At 56.3% G+C, this 21,792-nt stretch carries 19 protein-coding genes; 9 read left to right on the forward strand and 10 right to left on the reverse strand.

Annotated features, from left to right (window positions below; all coding sequences use genetic code 11):
* Positions 1-178 precede the first annotated feature (178 nt).
* Positions 179-703: a ubiquinone anaerobic biosynthesis accessory factor UbiT gene (gene ubiT / locus LJN55_RS02780; RefSeq protein ID WP_133844242.1), complete on the forward strand. Its 525-nt coding sequence runs from the start codon at positions 179-181 to the stop codon at positions 701-703.
* Positions 697-1,200, forward strand: coding sequence for a GNAT family N-acetyltransferase (locus LJN55_RS02785; RefSeq protein ID WP_159337321.1), 504 nt, complete (start codon positions 697-699; stop codon positions 1,198-1,200). Before ubiT ends, LJN55_RS02785 begins: the two co-directional genes overlap by 7 nt.
* Here LJN55_RS02785 and LJN55_RS02790 read toward each other — a convergent pair.
* Both LJN55_RS02790 and LJN55_RS02795 read right to left on the reverse strand, forming a co-directional pair.
* Positions 1,187-1,492: a GIY-YIG nuclease family protein gene (locus tag LJN55_RS02790; RefSeq protein ID WP_133844018.1), complete on the reverse strand. Its 306-nt coding sequence runs from the start codon at positions 1,490-1,492 to the stop codon at positions 1,187-1,189. The genes LJN55_RS02785 and LJN55_RS02790 overlap by 14 nt on opposite strands.
* Positions 1,493-1,594: 102 nt before the next feature.
* A complete protein-coding gene (locus LJN55_RS02795) occupies positions 1,595-2,116 on the reverse strand; it encodes a type 1 glutamine amidotransferase domain-containing protein (RefSeq protein ID WP_159337322.1) in 522 nt (173 codons plus the stop codon).
* 212 nt (positions 2,117-2,328) lie between these two features.
* On the opposite strand from LJN55_RS02795, the gene LJN55_RS02800 reads away from it, so the two are divergent.
* Positions 2,329-2,727, forward strand: a complete 399-nt coding sequence (locus LJN55_RS02800) for a DUF350 domain-containing protein (RefSeq protein WP_133844014.1) — start codon at positions 2,329-2,331, stop codon at positions 2,725-2,727.
* A 2-nt stretch (positions 2,728-2,729) separates the two neighbouring features.
* Here LJN55_RS02800 and nrdG read toward each other — a convergent pair whose 3' ends face one another.
* Positions 2,730-3,194 carry an anaerobic ribonucleoside-triphosphate reductase-activating protein gene (nrdG, locus tag LJN55_RS02805; RefSeq protein WP_133844012.1) on the reverse strand — a complete coding sequence of 155 codons (465 nt, stop codon included), beginning with the start codon at positions 3,192-3,194 and terminating at the stop codon, positions 2,730-2,732.
* Positions 3,191-5,329, reverse strand: a complete 2,139-nt coding sequence (gene nrdD / locus LJN55_RS02810) for an anaerobic ribonucleoside-triphosphate reductase (RefSeq protein WP_227535620.1) — start codon at positions 5,327-5,329, stop codon at positions 3,191-3,193. Before nrdD ends, nrdG begins: the two co-directional genes overlap by 4 nt.
* A 297-nt stretch (positions 5,330-5,626) precedes the next feature.
* Here nrdD and LJN55_RS02815 point away from each other — a divergent pair, with 297 nt between their 5' ends.
* Together LJN55_RS02815 and LJN55_RS02820 are read left to right on the forward strand one after the other, a co-directional pair.
* Positions 5,627-8,179 (forward strand): DEAD/DEAH box helicase, encoded by a 2,553-nt coding sequence (locus LJN55_RS02815; RefSeq protein ID WP_227535622.1) that lies wholly within the window; start codon positions 5,627-5,629, stop codon positions 8,177-8,179.
* A gap of 130 nt (positions 8,180-8,309) precedes the next feature.
* Positions 8,310-10,682, forward strand: a complete 2,373-nt coding sequence (locus LJN55_RS02820) for a beta-N-acetylhexosaminidase (RefSeq protein WP_133844006.1) — start codon at positions 8,310-8,312, stop codon at positions 10,680-10,682.
* Positions 10,683-10,730: 48 nt separating this feature from the next.
* Here the strand turns inward: LJN55_RS02820 and ridA are convergent, their stop codons facing one another.
* From ridA to argF, 4 genes are all read right to left on the reverse strand, one after another.
* A complete protein-coding gene (gene ridA, locus LJN55_RS02825; protein WP_133844004.1) occupies positions 10,731-11,117 on the reverse strand; it encodes a 2-iminobutanoate/2-iminopropanoate deaminase in 387 nt (128 codons plus the stop codon).
* A 428-nt stretch (positions 11,118-11,545) separates the two neighbouring features.
* Entirely contained in the window at positions 11,546-12,010 is a 465-nt protein-coding gene (gene pyrI / locus LJN55_RS02830; protein ID WP_133844002.1) for an aspartate carbamoyltransferase regulatory subunit, read from the reverse strand.
* A 12-nt stretch (positions 12,011-12,022) separates the two neighbouring features.
* Positions 12,023-12,958, reverse strand: coding sequence for an aspartate carbamoyltransferase (gene pyrB / locus LJN55_RS02835; protein ID WP_227535623.1), 936 nt, complete (start codon positions 12,956-12,958; stop codon positions 12,023-12,025).
* A 305-nt stretch (positions 12,959-13,263) separates the two neighbouring features.
* Positions 13,264-14,274, reverse strand: coding sequence for an ornithine carbamoyltransferase (argF, locus tag LJN55_RS02840; RefSeq protein WP_133843995.1), 1,011 nt, complete (start codon positions 14,272-14,274; stop codon positions 13,264-13,266).
* Positions 14,275-14,431: 157 nt separating this feature from the next.
* On the opposite strand from argF, the gene rraB reads away from it, so the two are divergent.
* Positions 14,432-14,860 carry a ribonuclease E inhibitor RraB gene (rraB, locus tag LJN55_RS02845; RefSeq protein ID WP_133843993.1) on the forward strand — a complete coding sequence of 143 codons (429 nt, stop codon included), beginning with the start codon at positions 14,432-14,434 and terminating at the stop codon, positions 14,858-14,860.
* A gap of 55 nt (positions 14,861-14,915) precedes the next feature.
* Complete coding sequence (gene miaE, locus LJN55_RS02850) at positions 14,916-15,680, forward strand: tRNA isopentenyl-2-thiomethyl-A-37 hydroxylase MiaE (RefSeq protein WP_133843991.1); 765 nt, start codon at positions 14,916-14,918, stop codon at positions 15,678-15,680.
* 66 nt (positions 15,681-15,746) lie between these two features.
* On the opposite strand, the gene LJN55_RS02855 is transcribed toward miaE, so the two are convergent.
* The gene (locus tag LJN55_RS02855) at positions 15,747-16,250 is read right to left on the reverse strand and encodes a GNAT family N-acetyltransferase (RefSeq protein WP_133843989.1); all 504 of its coding nucleotides are present in this window, start codon (positions 16,248-16,250) and stop codon (positions 15,747-15,749) included.
* Between the two features lie 220 nt (positions 16,251-16,470).
* Between LJN55_RS02855 and LJN55_RS02860 the strand changes: the two genes are divergently transcribed.
* Together LJN55_RS02860 and LJN55_RS02865 are read left to right on the forward strand one after the other, a co-directional pair.
* Positions 16,471-17,658, forward strand: a complete 1,188-nt coding sequence (locus LJN55_RS02860; protein ID WP_227535624.1) for a YjgN family protein — start codon at positions 16,471-16,473, stop codon at positions 17,656-17,658.
* A 2-nt stretch (positions 17,659-17,660) separates the two neighbouring features.
* Positions 17,661-18,677: a M48 family metallopeptidase gene (locus LJN55_RS02865; RefSeq protein ID WP_227535625.1), complete on the forward strand. Its 1,017-nt coding sequence runs from the start codon at positions 17,661-17,663 to the stop codon at positions 18,675-18,677.
* A gap of 254 nt (positions 18,678-18,931) precedes the next feature.
* Here LJN55_RS02865 and LJN55_RS02870 read toward each other — a convergent pair whose 3' ends face one another.
* Positions 18,932-21,787, reverse strand: coding sequence for a valine--tRNA ligase (locus LJN55_RS02870; protein ID WP_227535626.1), 2,856 nt, complete (start codon positions 21,785-21,787; stop codon positions 18,932-18,934).
* Between the last annotated feature and the right edge of the window lie 5 nt (positions 21,788-21,792).

A 21,792-nucleotide genomic window follows, 5' to 3' on the forward strand; every position in this document is an offset into this window, starting at 1 on the left:
AAGAGTTTAGTGAGGAAGGCCGAGACAAATTTTGATTTAAGGCAGCTAATGGCGTATTGATGGTGTTCGTGTACCCTGATAAAACTCATAGAGTTCGCACACTTTGTTGATCCAGCCGTCAGACGCTTTTTGCTGCTGTGGCAAAATAGCTGAAATTTATTCGTAAGGAGTGATAATGGTGTTGAACCCGCTACGCAGCCACTGTGTCCGTCACGGGCCGCAATTACTGCGTTTCCCACTGCGGTTTACCCCGTTTGCAGTGAAGAAGCCGCTATTACAGGCACTGTTACGCTGGCAGTTTCAGCAGGCGCTGGCGGAAGGCGAGCTGGACTTCCTTGAAGGGCGCTGGCTGGGGATTGAGGTCAAGGACCTTGAACTCCGTTGGTCAGTCACGCTGGAACAGGGGCAGCTTCGGGTCGCTGAACGTGAGGAGGCTGATGTCTGGTTTCGCGGCAATGCCAATGACCTGGCGCTGATCGCTGCCCGCAGGCAGGATCCGGACACTCTGTTTTTCCAGCGCCGTTTACTGATTGAAGGTGATACGGAACTGGGCCTGGAAGTCAAAAATATGATGGATGCGATAGATCTGGACGCCATGCCAGCGCCGCTACGCATCGGGCTTATGCAACTGGCTGATTTTATTGAGGCCGGAATGAAAGAGGACGCGATTCCCCCGGCGGATCGCGCAGGTGCCACATGTTAATTCGTTCAGAAATTGGCATCGATGCGGCGAGCATCGACAGCCTGCTGCGCCGTAGCTTCCCAACCTCTGCGGAAGCGGAACTGGTGCAGCAACTGCGGGAAGATGGGCTATTAACCCTCGGTGTCGTTGCAACAGATGACGATGGCCAGGTGCTGGGCTATGCGGCCTTCAGCCCGGTCACGCTCAACGATGAAGATCGGCAGTGGGTAGGATTAGCGCCGCTGGCGGTTGATGAAAGCGTTCGCAGGCAGGGCGTGGGTAAACAGTTGATTTACGAAGGGCTGGATACGTTGAATGAGTTTGGCTATGCCGCCGTTGTGGTGTTGGGCGATCCCGCTTTCTACGGTCCTTATGGCTTTGAACCGGCTGCACGCCACCAGCTGCACTGCCGCTGGGAAGGCACTGAAGCGGCGTTTCAGGTGTACAAGCTGGCGGATGACGCCTTTGATGGCGTTGAAGGCCGCATCGAGTTCTCCGCGCCCTTTAATCGCTTCTGAGCGCAGCAAGCCATTGAACAAGTGATACAGGCTGGTGTTCTACCAGCCTGATCTTCTGTGGTTTTTTCAGTTGCTTAACCTGATATTCCAGCTTCGACGCCAGCGAACGATCCCCTGCCTCACAGTGAAATACCAACACCAGCGGTCCTTTACCGCGCAATGCTTTTGCGCCTTTACCACTCTGGTGCTGGGCAAAACGCCTGGCCACGTCATTGGTGATGCCGGTGTACAGCATTCCTTTAGCGGTTCGCAGAATATACAGTCGCCAGTCCCCGGGTGCAGCCGCGCTCATAGGGTTTCTCAGATAAAAAACAGTACGGCTACTTTAGCGTATATGTTGGCAGAGAGGGAGAGGCAGGGGGCAGCAAGGGCCAGCCGGAGCTGGCCCGAAGCATCATGCGGCGTTAAGAATACGCAGCGATTCGCGGTTAAAAGCGGGGAGATCGTCCGGCGTGCGGCTGGTGACCAGCCTGTCGTTATCGACCACGACCTCTTCATCGTAGAAATCAGCACCGGCATTTTTCAAATCAATCACCACCGGTTTCACCGTGGTCATTTTGCGACCGCGTACGGCATTGGCACTGATCAGCAGCTGTTGCCCGTGACAGATAGCGAAGACAGGTTTGCCCAGTGCAACAAAGGCTTTGGTGAAGGCGACAAAACGGTCATCGCCGCGCAGCGTGTCCGGGGAGTGGCCGCCGGGCAGCAGTAGCGCATCAAACTCGGCCGGATGGACATCATCGATATTTTTATCGACCTTCAGGCTGGCTTTACCCTGCTTACCAGTAATAGTTTTACCCGCTTCACTGTCAATGGTAATGACCTGGTGGCCGGCTTTTTTATACGCCTCTGCGGGAGAAGTAAATTCTGAGTCTTCAAATTCATCGGTAATCAGCACCGCAATTTTCTTGCTCATATTTCCTCCTGTGAGTTTCATTTAAATGCGCAGTAAGTGTGGTTCACTGGTGCTGAAAAGCAAATTCAGTGGCACAGCAAGGGGCACAGGTGGATGATTTTAGAAGGGAACATAGGGCACACAAAGGTAAAGAAGACGCAGGTCGCTGGTGTTTATGTATACCGCACCCTATGATAATTCCCCATTAAGCTCCCACTTTTCAGGACGATGTCATGGCCACGCTGCATTCCTTACTCGCTTTTGCTTCTTATTTTTTAACCAGCGGCGCGCTGGTACTGATCTTTCTGTTTATCTATACCCGCATTACACCGCACAACGAATGGCGTCTGATTAAAGAGAATAATCTGGCGGCGACTTCAGGGTTCATCGGGGCACTGCTGGGTTACATTATTCCGCTGGCCAGCGTGGCCATTAACTCCGTTAACCTGCTGGATTATCTGGTCTGGGGTGCAGTGGCGCTGGTTGTGCAGCTGCTGGTATTTACCGCAGTGCGCCTGTTTATGTCGGATATCAGCCGCCGCATTGAGGATAATCACCTGTCTGCGGGGCTGTTCCTCGGTGGGGTGTCTACCGGCGTGGGGATATTGAACGCCGCCTGCATGACCTACTGATCTCAACGTAAATTATGGATCACCTGGTTGCTGCTGCCGCGCCACAGCAGCGCCGGGTCTTTGAGTGCCTGAATAAACTTCCCGTCGATCAGCACATTCACGCTGGTGACCACCTGCTGCTGCTCTGTGCTCAGTTCCTCCAGGCGGTAACCTGTCCACATCCAGATATCTTTGCCAGCACACTCACGCTGCACTCGCCGCAACAGCCGTCCGACATCCGCCAGATTGGCCGGATGCAGCGGATCGCCGCCTGACAGCGACAACCCCTGGCGCGGAATACGTGTATCGTTGAGGTCGGCAATCAGCTGCTCTTCCATTTGAAGGGTGAACGGCAACCCGGAGTTCAGCCGCCAGGTGCTTTTGTTATAACAACCGGGGCATTCATGCACGCAGCCGGAGACAAACAGCGTGCAGCGCGTGCCGGGACCGTTAACGATATCCACCGGGTAGTACTGATGGATGTTCACCCCAGCTGACCGTTACCCAGGTGCTTCACCCGACGTTTAACCTCCTCCTGCTTCCCGGCGTTAAACGGACGGGCATCAGGACTGCCGAGATAGCCGCACACCCGCCGCGTCACCGAGACGCGGGTGCTGTCATGGTTACCGCATTTCGGGCAGGTAAAGCCTTTACTGGTGCACTCAAACTCGCCGGTAAAACCGCACTCATAGCACTCGTCGATAGGCGTATTGGTGCCGTAGTAAGGCACCCGGCTGTAGCTGTAATCCCAGACGTCTTCCAGCGCCTTAAGGTTGTGCTGAATGTTAGGGTATTCGCCGTAACAGATAAAACCGCCGTTCGCTAACGGTGGATAACCGGCTTCGAAGTCGATTTTATCGTACGGATTGACCTTCTTCTCCACGTCGAGGTGGAAGCTGTTGGTGTAGTAGCCCTTATCGGTGACGCCCGGCACCACGCCGAACTCGGCAGCATCGAGGCGACAGAAACGGTCACACAGGTTCTCACTGGGCGTACTGTACAGACTAAAGCCGTAGTCCGTTTCCTCTTTCCATGCCTCGACGGCGGCGCGCAGTCGGGCAACAATCTCCAGCCCTTTGGCGCGCAGTTGCGCATCATCATAAGGATGTACACTGCCGCCGCTCAGGGCATTCAGCGTTTCATGAATGCCAATATAGCCCAGAGAAATGGAGGCTCTGCCGTGACGGAAGATAGGTGCCACCGGATCATTGGCTTTCAGGCGCACTCCGCACGCACCCTCCATATAGAGGATGGGGGCCACGCGGGCCTTCACATTTTCCAGCCGGGCGATGCGTGTCATCAGGGCTTTCTTCGCCAGCAACAGACGCTGGTCGAGCAGCGTCCAGAAGCGGCTCTCATCACCCTGTGCCTCCAGCGCAATACGCGGCAGGTTAAGGCTGATCACGCCGATATTGTTACGGCCATCGTGGATCGGCTCGCCGTTCTCTTCATACACGCCCAGGAAGCTGCGGCAGCCCATAGGGGTTTTAAACGATCCTGTGACCTTGACCACCTGATCGTAGTTGAGAATATCCGGATACATGCGTTTGCTGGCGCACTCCAGCGCCAGCTGTTTGATATCGTAGTTGGGCTCGCCAGCGGCCTGATTTAGCCCGGCTTTGATAGCAAAAACCAGTTTCGGGAACACCGCCGTTTTATGATTTTTCCCCAGTCCGGCAATGCGGTTCCGCAGAATCGACTGCTGGACCAGGCGCGCCGCCCAGCTGGTGCCAAGGCCAAACCCAAAGGTGACAAACGGCGTCTGGCCGTTAGCGGTATGCAGTGTATTCACTTCATATTCCAGTGACTGGAACGCGTCGTAGCACTCTTTCTCGGTGCGCATTTGGGCATACGCTTCGACATCCGCCACCTGCCATTGCTGCGCAGTGGCACGATGTTTCACCAGGCTGGCTTCCACAAACGGGGCCAGCACCTCATCAATGCGGTTAATGGTGGTGCCGCCGTAAATATGGCTGGCTACCTGGGCGATAATCTGTGCGGTAACGGCGGTCGCGGTGGAGATCGACTTTGGCGGTTCGATCTCGGCATTCCCCATTTTGAAGCCATGGGTCAGCATGCCGCGCAGGTCAATCAGCATACAGTTAAACATCGGGAAGAACGGCGAATAGTCGAGGTCGTGATAGTGGATCTCACCGCGTTCATGCGCACTGACCACATCGCGCGGCAGCATATGCTGACGGGCATAGTGTTTAGCGACGATGCCGGCCAGCAGATCGCGCTGGGTCGGGATCACTTTGCTATCTTTGTTGGCATTTTCATTCAGCAGTGCCGGGTTGCTCTGTTCAATCAGACCGCGAATTTCATGGTTCAACCGACCGCGCAGCTCGCGTGCTACGTCGCGATCGTGGCGGTATTCAATATAGCTGCGTGCCAGCTGCGGGTAACGGCCTGCCATCAGTTGGTTCTCAACCGCGCGCTGAACCTCTGCGATATCCACGCTCGGGCGGGCGGTGAGCTGAGCGCTAATCTGGCTGGCGGCGGTAGCGCAGTAGTCGTCATCGTCAATTTTCGCAGCCTGTGCCGCGGCACGGATTGCCGCCTCAATACGCGCTGGATCGAAGGCGACCTGACAGCCGTCCCGCTTGATTACCTGAGTTGCCACCGCTGCTCTCCTGAATGAAGAAAATCTATATGTGGGTTTTGATGGCTATAGTAAACGCTATATATAGTGTTGCGATCAGATTTAAACGCCGTTTTATTGACCTGAGGCAAAGATCTGACAGCAGCGCAGCAAAGATAAGCGATGGTCAACGTCGGTTAAGGTTTTGTGTGGTTATACGCTATTTTTTGCCATCAAGGTGTGCTGTGGCGGTTGCATTCAACCCAAAGGAATCACTACTATTGCCGGTTGCCATAGAGCGAAATCCATTTTGCTCTGGTCTCTCAGGGATACTGTCTGATGTCGTCTGTCGCTTATAACGAAAAACAGGTCATTCGCTGGCTCGGTGCACGTACCGTGGCCCGGGCGCGCGATCTGGTCGCCAGCGTACAGAATATCCAGTGGCAAAATAATTTGCTGACCGGCGAGGTGCCGGGACGTAAAGCGGAACCTTTCAGCGTGATCGTGCATTTCAGTCGTCCCCAGGGCAGGTTGCTGGCCAGCGGGGAGTGCAGCTGTGCTGTAAAAAATAACTGTAAGCATGTCGCGGCGCTGATGCTGGCGAACCTGCAACCCCGCCAGCCAACAGCGGCAGTGGTCCTCAAAACCATTGAGGCAGTGCCTGTCCCGGTGCTGCAACTGCAATCACGTGCCAAATTTATCAGCGGCTATGGTCATTATGGTCATCGCCAGAAGCGCCTCGATTTTGCCTCCGTCAGCTTTGACTACGCAGGCGTGAACGTTGATGCAGGAAGCCGGGCGGAGAACTTTACCGACAGGAATGGTCTGCGCTACCACGTTCAGCGCCATACGGAAGAGGAGCAGTCCTGGCTGGCGCAGATCGACACGGTCGGGCTGAATGCCATCCCCGCCGGGCATATTTATACGCCAGCTCCGTTGCCCCCGGCGATCTTCGCCCCGGCATCGCCGCCGCAGTGGCGTGATTTCATTAAAAAAGGCCTGCCGGCGCTGCGCAAACGCGGCTGGCGCATCAGCATGGATGATGATTTCACCTGGAACGTCTCGGACGTTGATGCGATTGAAGGGCGCGCAGTACAGGGCGAGGACGGCTGGTTCGATCTTGAGCTGGCGATGAAAATTGGCCGCCGACGCGTGCGCCTGGAGCCGCTGCTGGCGAAGCTGTTTGAGCGTGACCGCCGCTGGATGTCCGGCAATCTGCGTCTGATTGATGATGACGAACAGATTGAGATGCGTGACGATAAGAATCAGCGATTGCTGTTTCGCGCGGGTCAGCTAAAGCCGCTGGTGGGCAATCTGATTGATCTGTTTGGCGCGCATCAACCGCTGCGACTGGCCGCCTGGGATATCGGGCGTCTCAGCGAGTCCGGCGATCGTAATCGCTGGATATTTGACGGTGACAACGCGGTCCATCAGCTGGCAGAGCGATTGAACGGGCACAGCGGTGTACAGGCCATTGCCCCGCCTGTTGGCTTGCAGGCCACCCTGCGCGATTATCAGCAGCAGGGCGTGAACTGGATGCAGTTCCTGCGTCAGCATCAGCTGGCGGGCATACTGGCCGATGATATGGGGCTAGGGAAAACGATTCAGACGCTGGCCCACCTGCTGCTGGAAAAAGAAGCCGGGCGCCTCGATCGTCCTGCACTGATCGTGGTGCCGACCACGCTGGTCCATAACTGGTGCTGTGAAGCACGGCGCTTTGCCCCCGATCTGCGAGTACTGGCGCTGACCGGGCCGCAGCGCAAAGACTTTTACGATCAGATGGAACAGTACGACGTGGTCATCACCACCTATTCACTGCTGTGGCGCGATCAGCCGCAGCTGGTGGCGCACTATTATCATTTGCTGATCCTCGATGAAGCGCAGTATGTGAAGAACAGCGCCTCACGCGCCGCCTCGGTAATCCGCACCCTGAAGACGCGGCATCGTCTCTGCCTGACCGGAACCCCGCTGGAAAATCACCTCGGGGAGCTGTGGTCGCAGTTTGATTTCCTGCTGCCGGGCTTCCTTGGGAGCGAACGCGACTTCACCCAGAACTGGCGTATTCCGGTAGAACGCAATGGCGATAAAGTCAGGCGTGAGCTGCTGGCGAAGCGCGTACGGCCGTTTATGCTGCGCCGCCGTAAACAGGAGGTCGCCAAAGAGCTGCCGCCGAAAAATACCATTGTGCGCAGCGTGCCGCTGGACGGTGCGCAACGAGAACTGTATGACCAGGTGCGTGCCGCCATGCAGGACCGCGTACAGTTAGCGATGCAGCAGCAGGGGCCGGGACGCAGCCATCTGCTGGTGCTGGATGCCCTGCTAAAACTGCGCCAAATCTGCTGCGATCCGCGTCTGATGTCCGATCCGCGCGCCGAGCGGGTGAAACACTCTGCCAAGCTGGCGCTGCTGCGCGAGATGCTGCATGACCTGCTGGCAGAAGATCGGCGCATCCTGATCTTCTCGCAGTTCACCACCATGCTGGGCATCATCGCTGAAGAGTTACAGAAAGCGCGCATTCCTTATGTCATCCTGACGGGCAGCACCCGCGATCGCACTGAGCCGGTACGGCGTTTTCAGCAGGGCGAAGTCCCGGTGTTTCTGATCAGCCTGAAAGCGGGCGGAGTTGGGCTGAACCTGACGGCGGCCGACACGGTGATCCACTACGATCCCTGGTGGAACCCGGCTGCTGAAAATCAGGCCACCGATCGCGCTTATCGCCTCGGGCAGGATAAACCGGTCTTTGTGTATAAGCTGATCGCGGCCGATACCATCGAAGAGAAGATCGTCGCGATGCAGCAGCAAAAAGCCGAGCTGGCCGGAGAGATCCTCGACGACGAACTGAGTGAACCCTCCAGTTTCAGTCAGGACGATCTGGCGGCACTGTTCTCCTGACATCACCGCCCGGATAGCATCAAAACGTTAACGGCGCCTGCGCCTTATGGAATTCGTTTCGTGAGATGTAACTTGATGTAACACGCGAATTATGTTTTATGAGGTCATCACAAAAAAAGGATGCCCTGATATGCCATGGTCACTGCGCCCGCTGTTGCTTGCCTGTTCCCTGTTTCTGCCATTCACTGTGGCTGCCGACCCGGCAGGGAAACTCCCGCTGATGCCCTGGCCGCAGCAGGTAGAGCAGCCAGAGGGTAGGGGAAATCTGGCCCTGACCATGCCGCTGGCGATCCAGGTTAAGGGCGATAACCTGCACGAGGCAATCCCGCGCTGGCAGCAACGCCTGGCGCGTCAGACCGGTAACCCTGATCTGCCGATTTCCGCCAGTGCCACGTCATTACAGATCCGTATCGCCCGACAGGTTGCCGCTATTCCTCAACCGGACAGCGATGAGAGCTACCGGCTGGTGGTCAGCGCCGACGGCATCACACTGGATGCAGCCACCCGTTTTGGCGCGATGCGCGGCATGGAAACGCTGCTGCAGCTGGTGCATAACAGCACGGTGCCCCTGGTGACGATTAATGACCACCCGCGCTTTCCGTGGCGCGGGATCCTGATTGATTCTGCCCGCCACTTTATGCCCATTGAGACGCTGAAACGCCAGATTGATGGCATCGCCGCTGCGCGTATGAACGTCTTCCACTGGCACCTGACCGACGACCAGGGCTGGCGTTTTGGTTCCAGTCATTTCCCACAGTTGCAGGAAAAAGCCAGCGACGGACTGTGGTACAGCCCGCAGCAGATGCGCGATATCGTCAGCTATGCCGCCCATCGTGGCGTGCGTGTGGTGCCGGAAATTGACTTTCCGGGGCACGCTTCGGCACTGGCGGTGGCGATGCCTGAACTGATCGCGGCACCGGGGCCTTATCAAATGGAACGTGGCTGGGGCGTCTTTAAACCGCTGCTCGATCCGTCCCGCGAACAGGTTTATCAGTTTATTGATACGCTGGTGGGCGAGGTGGCCGCCATCTTCCCCGATCCTTATCTGCATATTGGTGGCGATGAAGTGGATCCCAGCCAGTGGGATAACTCTGAGGCTATCGCTCAGTTTATGCAGCAGAAAGGGTTGAAAGACAGCCACGCACTGCAGGCATATTTCAATCAACGGGTGGAGAAGATCCTGGAAAAACACCAGCGACAGATGATCGGCTGGGATGAAATCTATCATCCCGATCTGCCGCGCAGCATTCTGATCCAATCCTGGCGCGGACCGGATGCGCTGGGTGAAGTGGCAAAAAACAACTATCGCGGCATCCTTTCTACCGGCTTCTATCTCGATCAGGCCCAGCCTGCGGCGTTCCATTATCGCAATGAAGTCTGGCCGCAGGGACTGAACGATGCCGATCGGATCAAAGAGGGCGAAACAGCACAGAGCTGGCAATTTACGCTGCCACGTCTTAAGGGTAAGCCGCTTACAGGCAGCTTTACGCTGATTGATGCCGTTGGTGGATGGCGCGGATTTATTGATTTCGAAGGGCGCTCGCGGCGTATGGTGCGGGAGATCCGCTGGCTGTCGCCCACCCAGTTTACCTTCCGTGTCGACAGCTGGATGGGCGAGCTTCGTCCGGTGCTCACCCTGGCGGGCGACAACATGAGCGGCTACTGGCGCATCGGTAACGTGCGCTATCCCACGGTGGGCAGCAGGCTGCCGCAGCCTCCGCAGGGTATAAAACCGGTACTGCCGGATGATGCCCAGTTGCGAAATAACCTGCTGGGCGGGGAAGCGGCGCTGTGGAGCGAAATCGTCGATGAGAACGTGATTGACGTCCGTTTGTGGCCCCGGGCATTTGTGGTGGCAGAGCGGCTGTGGTCGGCCTCTGATGTGACGGATGAGAAGAATATGTATCAGCGCCTGGCAGCGGTTGATAGCTGGTCCGCCGTGTCGGTGGGTCTGCAACAGCACGCGGAGACGCAGTTGCAGATGATGCGTCTGGCCAACAGTAGTGACACGGTGCCGCTGCAAATCTTCGCTGAAGCGCTGGAGCCTGCGCAGTTCTATACCCGACAGCATCTGAAATACCAGGCCGGGCATTACACGCAGGCTGAACCGTTGAACCGGCTGGCCGATGTACTGCCATCTGAAAGCAACAAAGTGCGTGAGCTGGATCAGCAGGTGGACGCGCTGATCGCCAATCGGGGTGACCGACAGGCGGCGCAGGCGATCCGCCGTCAGCTTCTGCAGTGGCAGCACAATATTCCGCTGGTAGAGCCGGTGCTGGCGCAGAACCCGCAGCTACGGCCGCTGCTGCCGGTGGCAGGGCAGGTGGCAGAGATCAGTCAGATGGGGCTGTCACTGCTGGATGCCATGGAAAAGGAACAAACTTTTGGCGCTCGTGAAGTGGCGAAGATGCATCAGCGGCTGGATCAGGCAGCGCTCAGCCAGGATGAAGTGGTGATTGCGCTGGTGTATCCGGTGGAGAAATTATTGCGCAACGGGAAATAACGGCGGGTCGATCGTTGATCGACCCGTACAACGATTCACGACGCTCGCTTAACGACGTACAGCGATCGCTTCGATTTCGATGTTCACATCTTTTGGCAGACGCGCCACTTCCACACACGAACGTGCCGGGAAGCTGGCCTGGTGCTCAGTGAAGAAGGCTTCGTAGGTGGCGTTCACCGTGGCGAAGTCATTCAGATCTTTCACGAACACGGTGGTTTTAACGATATCACCCACTTTCAAACCCGCGGCCTCAACAATCGCTTTCACATTTTCCAGCGACTGGCGTGCCTGAGCGGCAATATCGTCCGCCACAGCACCGGTTTTCGGATCGACCGGGATTTGGCCTGACGTGAAGATCATGCTGCCGAGATCCACACCCTGAACATAAGGGCCGATAGCGGCGGGGGCGTTTTCCGTACTGATTTCGCGTGACATAGTTTCTCCTGAATGTGTGCGATGGTGAGGATAGGGGTACAGCGTATCATTTTTGCCCGGGCCGGGCATGCCCGGCCCCTACAGGTACAGTGATATTCCGTAAGAGCGAGGCCCGACAGCAACGGTGATACCCCGTAAGAGCGAGGCCCGACAGCAACGGTGATACCCCCGTAGGGGCGAGGCCCGACAGCAACGGTGATACCCCGTAGTGGCGAGGCCCGACAGCAACGGAGATACCCCGTAGGGGCGAGGCCCGACAGCAACGGTGATACCCCGTAGTGGCGAGGCCCGACAGCAACGGAGATACCCCGTAGGGGCGAGGCCCGACAGTAACGGTGATACCCCGTAGGGGCGAGGCATGCCTCGCCTCTCTGTTTGACCCGGCGCGTGTCACATCCTGCCCACGCAACGGACCAAATGCAACGGCATTAACCGTTTGCCATCACCACATGGTGCGCGAACTCTTTCTCGCAGTATTTACATTTCAGGTGCAGCTCATCCTGGCGCTGTTTCACCGCGAAGCTGGAATGCACCGGTTCAGAACGGCTGATGCAGTTGCTGTTCGGGCAGGTCAGCACGCGTTCAATCCGGTCTGGCAACGTCGGGGAGCTCTTCGCCACCACGTTGTAATCATCAATGCGGTTCACCGTTGCGTGCGGTGCATACACCGCCAGCTGGTTGATCTGATCGTCGGTCAGGAAGGTGTTCTCAATCTTGATCAGGTCTTTGCGGCCCAGCTCACCCGAGGGCAGATTCAGGCCAATGGTAATGCGCTGGTCGGTTTCCGTCAGGCGGAACAGGGAGAGCAGCTTAAAGCCAATCTGAGCCGGGATATGGTCGATCACCGTGCCGCGTTTAATCGCTTCAACCTGTAATTTATTATCGTGTGTCATGTGCTTATCCCCTTAAAGAACCGGTTCGCTGTTCAGTACCAGCGCCAGAAGTGCCTGGCGTGCGTAGATACCGTTACCTGCCTGCTGGAAATACCAGGCGTGCGGCGTGTGATCGAGATCCGTGTCGATTTCGTCAATACGCGGCAGCGGGTGCAGAACTTTCATATTCTCGCGTGCGCCCACCAGATCGCTGGCGCGCAGAATAAACTGGGCTTTGACGTTAGCGTATTCCGACGGATCAAGACGCTCTTTCTGTACGCGGGTCATATACAGAATGTCCACCTGCGGCACCACTTCTTCAATGCTGTCATGACGTGTCCAGACAATGCCTTTTTCGTCGAGCATATCGGTGATGTAAGCCGGCATCGCCAGTGCATCAGGCGCAATAAAGTAAAAACGATTGCCTTCAAACTTCGCCAGCGCCTGGGTCAGTGAATGTACGGTGCGGCCATATTTCAAATCACCGACCATCGCCACGCTGAGGTTATTCAGACGGCCCTGCGTTTCCTGCAAGGTAAACAGATCGAGCAGCGTCTGAGTCGGATGCTGATTGGCGCCATCGCCCGCGTTCAGGATCGGCACGCCGCCGGAAAACTCGGTTGCCAGACGCGCGGCGCCTTCCTGCGGATGACGCATGACAATCGCATCCACATAGGTGCCAATCACGGAGATGGTATCGGCGAGGGTTTCCCCTTTCTTGCCCAGCGAGGTGTTGCTGCCATCGGCAAACCCGACCACGGACGCGCCAAGACGATGCATCGCCGTTTCAAACGAGAGGCGGGTGCGGGTGGACGCTTCAAAGAAGCAGCTGGCAATCACGTTGTGCTTCAGCAGCTCAGGCTGTGGGTTCGCCTTCAGGCTGGCCGCGGTACGCAATACCAGCTCCAGCTCTTCACGGTTGAGATCGTTAATTGAAATAATGTGTTTGTGATATAGGGGGTTAGCCATTTCCACTCCTTTTGCCGTTATCATTCATGATGCAGCGGTGTCGGCTGCCTCATGAGTGCTATAGCGCAACGTTTTTGCATTAAAATGCGGGCAAAAAAAAGCCCCTCAATGAGGGGCTTTTCTTGATGATCGGTCATGCAACGGGAGGAAAAACGGTGCTGCCCGCCTGTAGAAAGGCGATTCAGTACGGCTTGATTAACGCAATTTAGTTTCATGCATCCTCCCGGCAAACGGGGTGCATTATACGCATTCATCCGTTTGCAGCAAGCGAAAAACGCGTAACGTAATCGTTTGCCTGGGGTGAGTTACCCCAGCTGTGCCAGCGTGGCCACCATCACCGCTTTGATGGTGTGCAGACGGTTTTCCGCCTGGTCAAACACCACGCTGTGCGATGATTCAAACACCTCATCGGTGACTTCCATGCCGCCGTGCAGATCGTACTGCTGCGCCATCTGCTGGCCCAGCGTGGTCTGGTCATCGTGGAACGCAGGCAGGCAGTGCAGGAACTTCACCTGCGGGTTCCCGGTCGCCTCAAGCATCGCCATGTTCACCTGATAAGGGCGCAGCAGGGCAATACGTTCGTGCCATACCTCTTTCGGCTCACCCATGGATACCCAGACGTCGGTGTAAATGAAGTCCGCGCCCAGCACGCCTTGCGCAATATCTTCTGTCAGGGTGATTTTTCCGCCGGTTTTTTCTGCCACGCTGCGGCATTCAGCAACCAGCCCCGCATCCGGCCAGCAGCTTTTCGGTGCCACCAGGCGCAGATCCAGGCCTGTCAGCGCCGCCGCCTCCAGCAGAGTATTGCCCATATTATTATGGGTATCGCCGACGTAGGTCAGCGTCATCTGACTGAAGGCTTTCTCCGGCAGGTGTTCCTGCATGGTGAGCAGGTCCGCCAGCAGTTGGGTGGGATGAAACTCGTTGGTCAGCCCGTTCCACACCGGCACGCCAGCGTGTTCGGCCAGGGATTCCACCAGCACCTGGCCGTGGCCGCGATATTGAATACCGTGGTACATCCGGCCCAGCACGCGGGCGGTGTCTTTCATCGACTCTTTATGGCCGATCTGGCTGCCGCTCGGGCCAATCCAGGTGACGTTCGCGCCCTGATCGTATGCGGCAACTTCGAAAGAGCATCGGGTGCGGGTCGAGTCTTTTTCGAAGATGAGCGCGATATTTTTACCTTTCAGATGCTGAATTTCTTCGCCATTTTTTTTATCGGTTTTCAACGTGGACGCCAGCGCCAGTAAGCCGTTGATTTCAGCGGGGGTGAAATCGAGCAGCCTGAGGAAGTGACGTTGATATAACTGACTCATAAAGCACTCCGGGATGATCTTTAATGAATTAAAATTCAATTTAACCGTATTAATATTCACTTTCAACCCCGAAGAGCAGAAACTTGCTTTTAAAGGTAGTGGCGCAGAGGGCACTGTGGGAAAATACGCGAAATAACGCCTTAATGAGGAAGCGATCATGGCTAATGAAGCATTGTTGGAAGAGCAGCGTGAAGAAACGCGGCTGATTATTGAAGAACTGCTGGATGATGGCAGTGACCCGGACGCGCTGTACACCATTGAGCATCATTTCTCTTGCGACAGCTTCGATGCGCTGGAGAAAGCGGCCGTGGAAGCTTTTAAGCTGGGTTACGAAGTCACTGAGCCGGAAGAGCTGGATCTGGAAGATGGCACCAAAGTGATGTGCTGCGATATTCTCAGCGAAGGCGCGCTGAACGCTGAACTGATCGACGCGCAGGTTGAGCAGCTGATCGATGTGGCGGGCAAGTTCAACGTTGACTACGACGGCTGGGGCACCTACTTCGAAGATCCGGACGCGCAGGATGACGACGAAGGCGATGAAGATGACGAAGCCATCGACGGCGAAGATAACGGCATCCGCCACTGATTCTCCCCTGTAAATTCTGGCCGGGCATGCCCGGCCATTTCATGACGTTGAGCAAATGAATACCGAACACCTGCTGGCCCCTGTCCTCGATTTCCTGCACTGCCGTACGCCTCAAGCCTGGATTGACGAAGCCCGTCAGCCGCAACATCTTCCTCTGTTACTGACCGACCATCTGGTATGTGAGCTGAAAGCAGCCCAGACCGCCATGTGGCTGATCCGTAAATATGTTGCGGACAAAGCCAGCGGCGATGCCCTGCTGGCGTGGCTGAAACCCTGGGAACAGTTTGTTCACAACGATCAGGCCGATCTTGCCTTCCTCGAACAGCATAAAGGTCTGTCAAAAACCATTATCAGCCGTGAAGAGGTGCCTTATGGCGATGAACTGGTGGATAAGATGGTGCTGCTGATCAAAGAAGAGCTGCACCATTTCTATCAGGTGCTGGAGATTATGCAGGCGCGTGGTATTCCCTATATGCGCATCACCGCCAGCCGCTATGCCAAAGGGTTAATCCGCGAGATCATCACGCATGAACCACAAACGCTGGTGGATAAACTGATCTGCGGAGCCTATATCGAAGCGCGATCCTGCGAGCGTTTTGCCAGTCTGGCACCGTATCTTGATGATGAACTGGCGGGGTTTTATATTTCGCTGCTGCGCTCAGAGGCGCGACACTATCAGGATTACCTGGCGCTGGCTGCACTGATCTCACCGACGGATATCAGCGTGCGGGTGCGTAAAATCGGGGAAACGGAAGCGCGTCTGATCATGGAACCGGACAACCAGCTGCGTTTTCACAGTGGCGTTCCGAACTTCGCCTGAGAGGCGAGCGGATAAAAGGGCCGATTGGAACACACGATCGGCCCCTGCCGGGGCCGTCCGCCGCGGTTAAAGGGTTTTCAGCATCGTCACTTCGCAATCCACATGACCGGTGGAGCCCATCGGGCCATCGATATGCTCAAAACCGAGATGTTCATACAGGCGAATGGCGCGCGTCAGTGACGCGGTAGTTTCCAGATAGCAACGTTTAAAGCCCTGCTGGCGGGCATAGTCCATCGCCTGAATGGCCAGACGGCGTGCCAGCCCGAGGCCACGCACCGACGGCATAAAATACATTTTCTGCAGTTCACAGACATCCGCATCGCTGCTCGCCAGTGGCGCGATGCCACCGCCACCCACCACCTTTCCTTCCACTTCGACCACCCAGAAAGCACAGTTCTCTTCACTATAGACTTCATAGAGATGGTCAAGATTAGGGTCCGAAACGGTATAGCCTTTATCTGCCGTCAGGCCAAATTCTGCCGATACGGTGCGGATCACCGCAGCAATATGCGGGTTGTCAGCGGGAACGATCGGGCGCACGCGCAGGGTTGTCTGAATTGCGGTTGTCATACATTTCGCTCATGGTCTGTCGGTTGCAGGTAGTGTAATAACACTGCCAGCGTGCGGATGCAATGTCTGTGCATCAGGGGTTAACGTGTCTGAGTATGTTATCTAAATGATAATTATTTATTGTCGGGTTTCCAATGCCATGCTTAAATAGCGCGGCTATTTATTACGCTTTTATTTTCTGCTTCCCAGCAGTCTATTTCTATTTCAGGAAGAAAAACAAATGGAAAACAATACCTCGAATCAGCAGCGTCATGCGGTGCTGTTTCACGGTCGTTCTGGTGAATATTTCTCTATCTGGCTGGTCAATGCACTGCTGACCATGATCACATTGGGTATTTATTCTGCCTGGGCCACCGTCCGTCGCCGTCGCTATTTCTATGGCAATACCGAAATTGCGGGCGATCGCTTTGATTACCACGCTCGTCCCATTGATATCCTGAAAGGCCGTATTATTGTCTTCGTGGGCCTGGTGCTGTTCTTTATCCTCTCTTCAGCCATGCCGGGAATCTCACTGGTATTCGCGCTGGCGTTCTTCGCGTTAATACCGTGGATTGTCATCCGCAGTTGGCGTTACAACGCGCTGATGAGCAGCTTCCGTGGTGTGCGTTTTAACTACCTTTGCCGCGTGGGCCGTGCTTACTGGACCATGTTCCTGTGCCCGGTATTGCTGGTGCTGGCGCTCTATCTGGTCGTTGGTGTGATCGGTATGTTAGCCGCGAACAGTGGCAGCATCAGCGCTGCTCTGACCGTTGGCATCCTGGCATTTGTGCTGTTCCTGGCTGGTCTGGCGGCAGTGCAGGGCACCGTTGCTGCACTGAACCACGATCTGTATATCAACAACATGTCCTACGGTTCGCTGCCATTTAAAGCCGAACTGAGCAAAAAAGCGTTCATCAAAATGGTGTTAATCAGTTTCCTGATTATGCTGCCATTCCTGATCATCGCGGGAATGTTGATTGGTTCTCTGTTTGTCTCGATTTTCTATGCCATGGCAATGGGCATCACCGATCCTGAAATTCTGGGCAGCCAGATGAATGGTCAGCTGTTTAATATCTTCCTGACCTTCGCAATATTACTTTTTGGTGGTTTAGTTTCTTCTGCTTATTTAGTGGTGGCGCAGCGTAATTACGTGTTTGGCCAGGCTCAATTAGGTGAAAAACTCCGCCTTAAGTCAACTATGTCTACAGGATCATTCTTAGGCCTGACGCTGACCAATACCCTGATTGTGATTTTCACCCTGGGTCTGGGGACGCCAATTGCTGAAGTTCGTCTGGCACGCTATATGGCGAACAGCACGGCGCTGGAAGGCGATATCTCTCTGCTGGACGTGCAGGCGCACCATGACACTGCCGGCACCGCCGTAGCAGAAGAAATTGTTTCCGCATTCGATCTGAACGCTGGCATCTGACCTTGCAGCTGAACGGTTTTTATCAGTACCCTGGACGGGCAGCTCGCGAGGCTGCCCGTCTCACATTAGCGGAACAGCATGTGACGCTGGATCAGGGCACGCACCGGCAGCTCCTGATGTTGAACGATGTGACGGTCTCTGACGCGCTCGGGACCATCCCGCTGACGATCTCCTTCCCGGACGGCGGGCGCTTTGTCCCGGATGATGATGCGGCGTTCCGCGAGTGGTGGCAGCGTCGTCGTCGTCCAGGCCTCGTTCACCGGCTGGAACAGCATCGCCGGGGTGTCGTTGTTACTTTGCTGGCCACACTGGCCGCCATTGCGTTCTACATCTGGGTGATCCTGCCCGTGACCAGCCGTGTGCTGGCGCAGCATATTCCCGCGTACGTTGAGCGCCAGGTCGGCCAGCAAACCTTCACTCTGCTACAGCATACCGGCTTCAGCGTTGGACGCCTGACGGAAGAGCAACAGCAGCGTATCAACCGGCTGTTCCGTGACAGTATTCCGGCAGAGATGAAAGATGACCCGACGCCGCTGCGGCTGAAGATCATGCATTTCGCCGGGGGGCCGAACGCCTTTATGCTGGCAGACGGTACGCTGATCGTCAGCGATGACCTGGTGCGCATGGCGAAAAGTGACGATGCGATTGTCGCGGTGATGCTGCATGAGATGGGGCACCATCAGCATCGTCATGTGATGCGTATGCTGGTGCGTTCGTCGCTGGTGTCGCTGAGCTATCTCTGGCTGACCGGCGATGTCAGCGGGATTGGTGACACGCTGTTACAGTCGGCGGCGTTTATTGATCAGCTTCAGTTCTCACGCAGCATGGAGCGTGAGGCCGATGAGTACGCGATTGTGCAGATGAAGGCGCAGGGGCGTTCTCTGGCAGCGATGTCTGAGATCTACCGGCAGCTTGAACAGTCCGCAGAGAAGGAGAGCAGTGGGATTAATCTGCCGGAATGGATGAGTACCCATCCGGATATGCCTGCGCGCATCAAAGCCATTCAGGCGGCGGAGTAAATCTGTCAGAAAGGGCGAGGCACGCAATAAAAAAGGGCCAGGCATGCCTGGCCCCTACGGGTAACGGTATTGTAGGGGAGGGGCATGCCGCCCCCACAGTGATTGATGTTGTAGGGCAGGGCACGGCGCCCCACAGGGATTGATAGTGTAGGGGAGGGGCACGCCGCCCCCACAGGGATTGATATTGTAGGGCAGGGCATGCCGCCCCACAGGGATTGATATTGTAGGGGAGGGGCATGCCCCTCCCTTCACCATTACAGCGCGGCAATCACCGCTTGCTGCTCAATCAGTTTGATCTTCGCCTGCTCAAAGTCCGCCAGACGTTCACGCTCTTTCGCCACGACGGCTTCCGGTGCGCGCGCCACAAACCCTTCATTGCCCAGCTTAGCGGTGATTTTTTCCATCTCCACCTCCAGCTTAGCCACTTCCTTCACCAGACGCTCCAGCTCCGCCGCTTTATCCACCAGGTCAGCCATCGGGATCAGCAGCTCAGCACCGTCAACCAGTTTGGTGACGGAAACCGGGCCTTTCTCGCCCGCTGGCAGCAGCTCAAGCGTTTCAAGACGCGCCAGGGTTTTGAGGAAGTTATGGTTGTCGTTAACACGACGCACCACATCGGCACTGGCGCCACGCAGCAGCACATCCAGCGGTTTGGATGGGGAGATATTCATCTCGTTGCGAATGTTACGCACCGCGACGATCGCCTGCTTCATCCACTCGGTGTCGGTCATCGCTGCCACATCAACACGGCTTTCGCTGAATGCCGGCATCGGTTGCAGCATGATGGTGTCGTCACTGATGTTTTTCAGCACTTTCACCTGCTGCCAGATGGTTTCAGTGATAAACGGAATAATCGGATGCGCCAGACGCAGCAGGGCTTCCAGTACCGTGACCAGCGTGTTGCGCGTACCGCGCAGCTGAGCCTCAGAACCGCCGTTCATCACGGGCTTAGCCAGCTCCAGATACCAGTCGCAGAACTGGTTCCAGGTGAACTCATACAGAATGTTAGCGGCGATATCGAAGCGATAGCTGTCCAGCGCTGCACGATAGGCTTTCACCGTTTCGTTGAATTCCGCGAGGATCCAGCGGTCCGCCAGCGACAGTTCCAGCTCGCCGCCGTTGAAGCCGCAGTCATGCTCTTCGGTATTCATCAGCACAAAGCGGCTGGCGTTCCACAGCTTGTTACAGAAGTTGCGGTAACCTTCCAGGCGCTTCATATCCCAGTTGATGTCGCGGCCGGTTGAGGCCAGCGCCGCCAGGGTGAAGCGCAGGGCATCGGTGCCGTGCGGCTCAATACCGTTCGGGAACTGCTTCTCGGTGCGCTTACGGATTTTCTCCGCCAGCTGCGGCTGCATCATGTTGCCGGTGCGTTTCTCCAGCAGATCTTCCAGCGAGATACCGTCAACCATATCCAGAGGGTCGATCACGTTGCCTTTGGACTTGGACATTTTCTGCCCTTCGTCGTCACGGATCAGACCTGTCATGTACACGGTTTTGAACGGCACCTGCGGTTTGCCGTCTTCATCTTTGATGAAGTGCATGGTCAGCATGATCATGCGGGCAATCCAGAAGAAAATGATGTCGAAGCCGCTGACCAGCACGCTGGTCGGGTGGAAGGTGCGCAGTGCTTCGGTGTTCTCCGGCCAGCCCAGGGTGGAGAAGGTCCACAGCCCGGAAGAGAACCAGGTATCCAGCACGTCTTCGTCCTGGGTCAGCACCACATCGGCACCCAGATTGTTCTCGGCGCGCACTTCTTCTTCGCTGCGCGCCACGTAGACATTCCCTTCGGCATCATACCAGGCCGGGATACGGTGACCCCACCACAGCTGACGCGAGATGCACCAGTCCTGGATATCACGCATCCACGAGAAGTACATGTTTTCATACTGCTTCGGTACGAACTGGATCTCTCCCTGTTCCACCGCTTCTACCGCCACTTTCGCCAGCGGGGCCGTGCGCACGTACCACTGATCGGTCAGCATGGGCTCGATCACCACACCGCCGCGATCGCCATAAGGCACGGTCAGGTCGTGGGGTTTGATCTCATCCAGCAGGCCGAGAGCATCAATCGCTGCCACGATCGCTTTACGCGCCGCAAAGCGCTCAAGCTTCTGGAATTCAGCCGGAATGGTCGGATCGCAGGCATCAGACTCTTCGCCGTTGGTGTCATACACCTGGGCTGTTTCACGGATGTCGCCATCGAAGGTCAGGATGTTGATCATCGGCAGCTTGTGGCGACGTCCCACTTCGTAGTCGTTGAAGTCGTGCGCCGGGGTGATCTTCACGCAGCCGGTGCCTTTCTCCATGTCAGCGTGTTCATCACCGACGATCGGAATACGGCGACCGACCAGCGGCAGCACGAGGAACTTACCGATCAGATCTTTATAACGTGGATCTTCAGGATTGACCGCCACGCCGGTATCACCGAGTACGGTTTCCGGGCGCGTGGTGGCGACCACCAGATAATCTTTACCGTCAGCGGTTTTCACCCCATCGGCCAGCGGATAGCGGATGTGCCACATGGAGCCTTTTGACTCGCGGTTTTCCACTTCCAGGTCAGAGATGGCGGTGCGCAGTTTAGGGTCCCAGTTCACCAGGCGCTTGCCACGGTAGATCAGGTTCTCTTTGTGCAGGCGAACGAACACCTCTTTCACGGCATTCGACAGGCCTTCATCCATGGTGAAGCGCTCACGCTCCCAGTCCACGGAGTTGCCCAGACGACGCATCTGGCGGGTAATGGTGCCGCCGGATTCGGCTTTCCACTGCCAGATTTTTTCGATGAACGCATCGCGGCCGTAATCTTTACGAGTTTTGCCTTCTTCCGCGGCGATCTTACGCTCTACCACCATCTGCGTGGCGATGCCCGCGTGGTCGGTCCCTGCCTGCCACAGGGTGTTTTTACCCTGCATGCGCTGGTAGCGGATCATGGTGTCCATGATGGTCTGCTGGAAGGCGTGACCCATATGCAAGCTACCGGTTACATTCGGCGGCGGGATCATGATGCAGAAGCTTTCCTGGCTGGTGTCGCCATGCGGTTTAAAGTAGCCCTGTTGTTCCCAGTGCTCGTAAAGCGGCTGCTCGATATCTTGCGGGTTATATGTCTTTTCCATGTCTG

The organism is Erwinia rhapontici (assembly GCF_020683125.1).
GTDB lineage: Bacteria > Pseudomonadota > Gammaproteobacteria > Enterobacterales > Enterobacteriaceae > Erwinia > Erwinia rhapontici.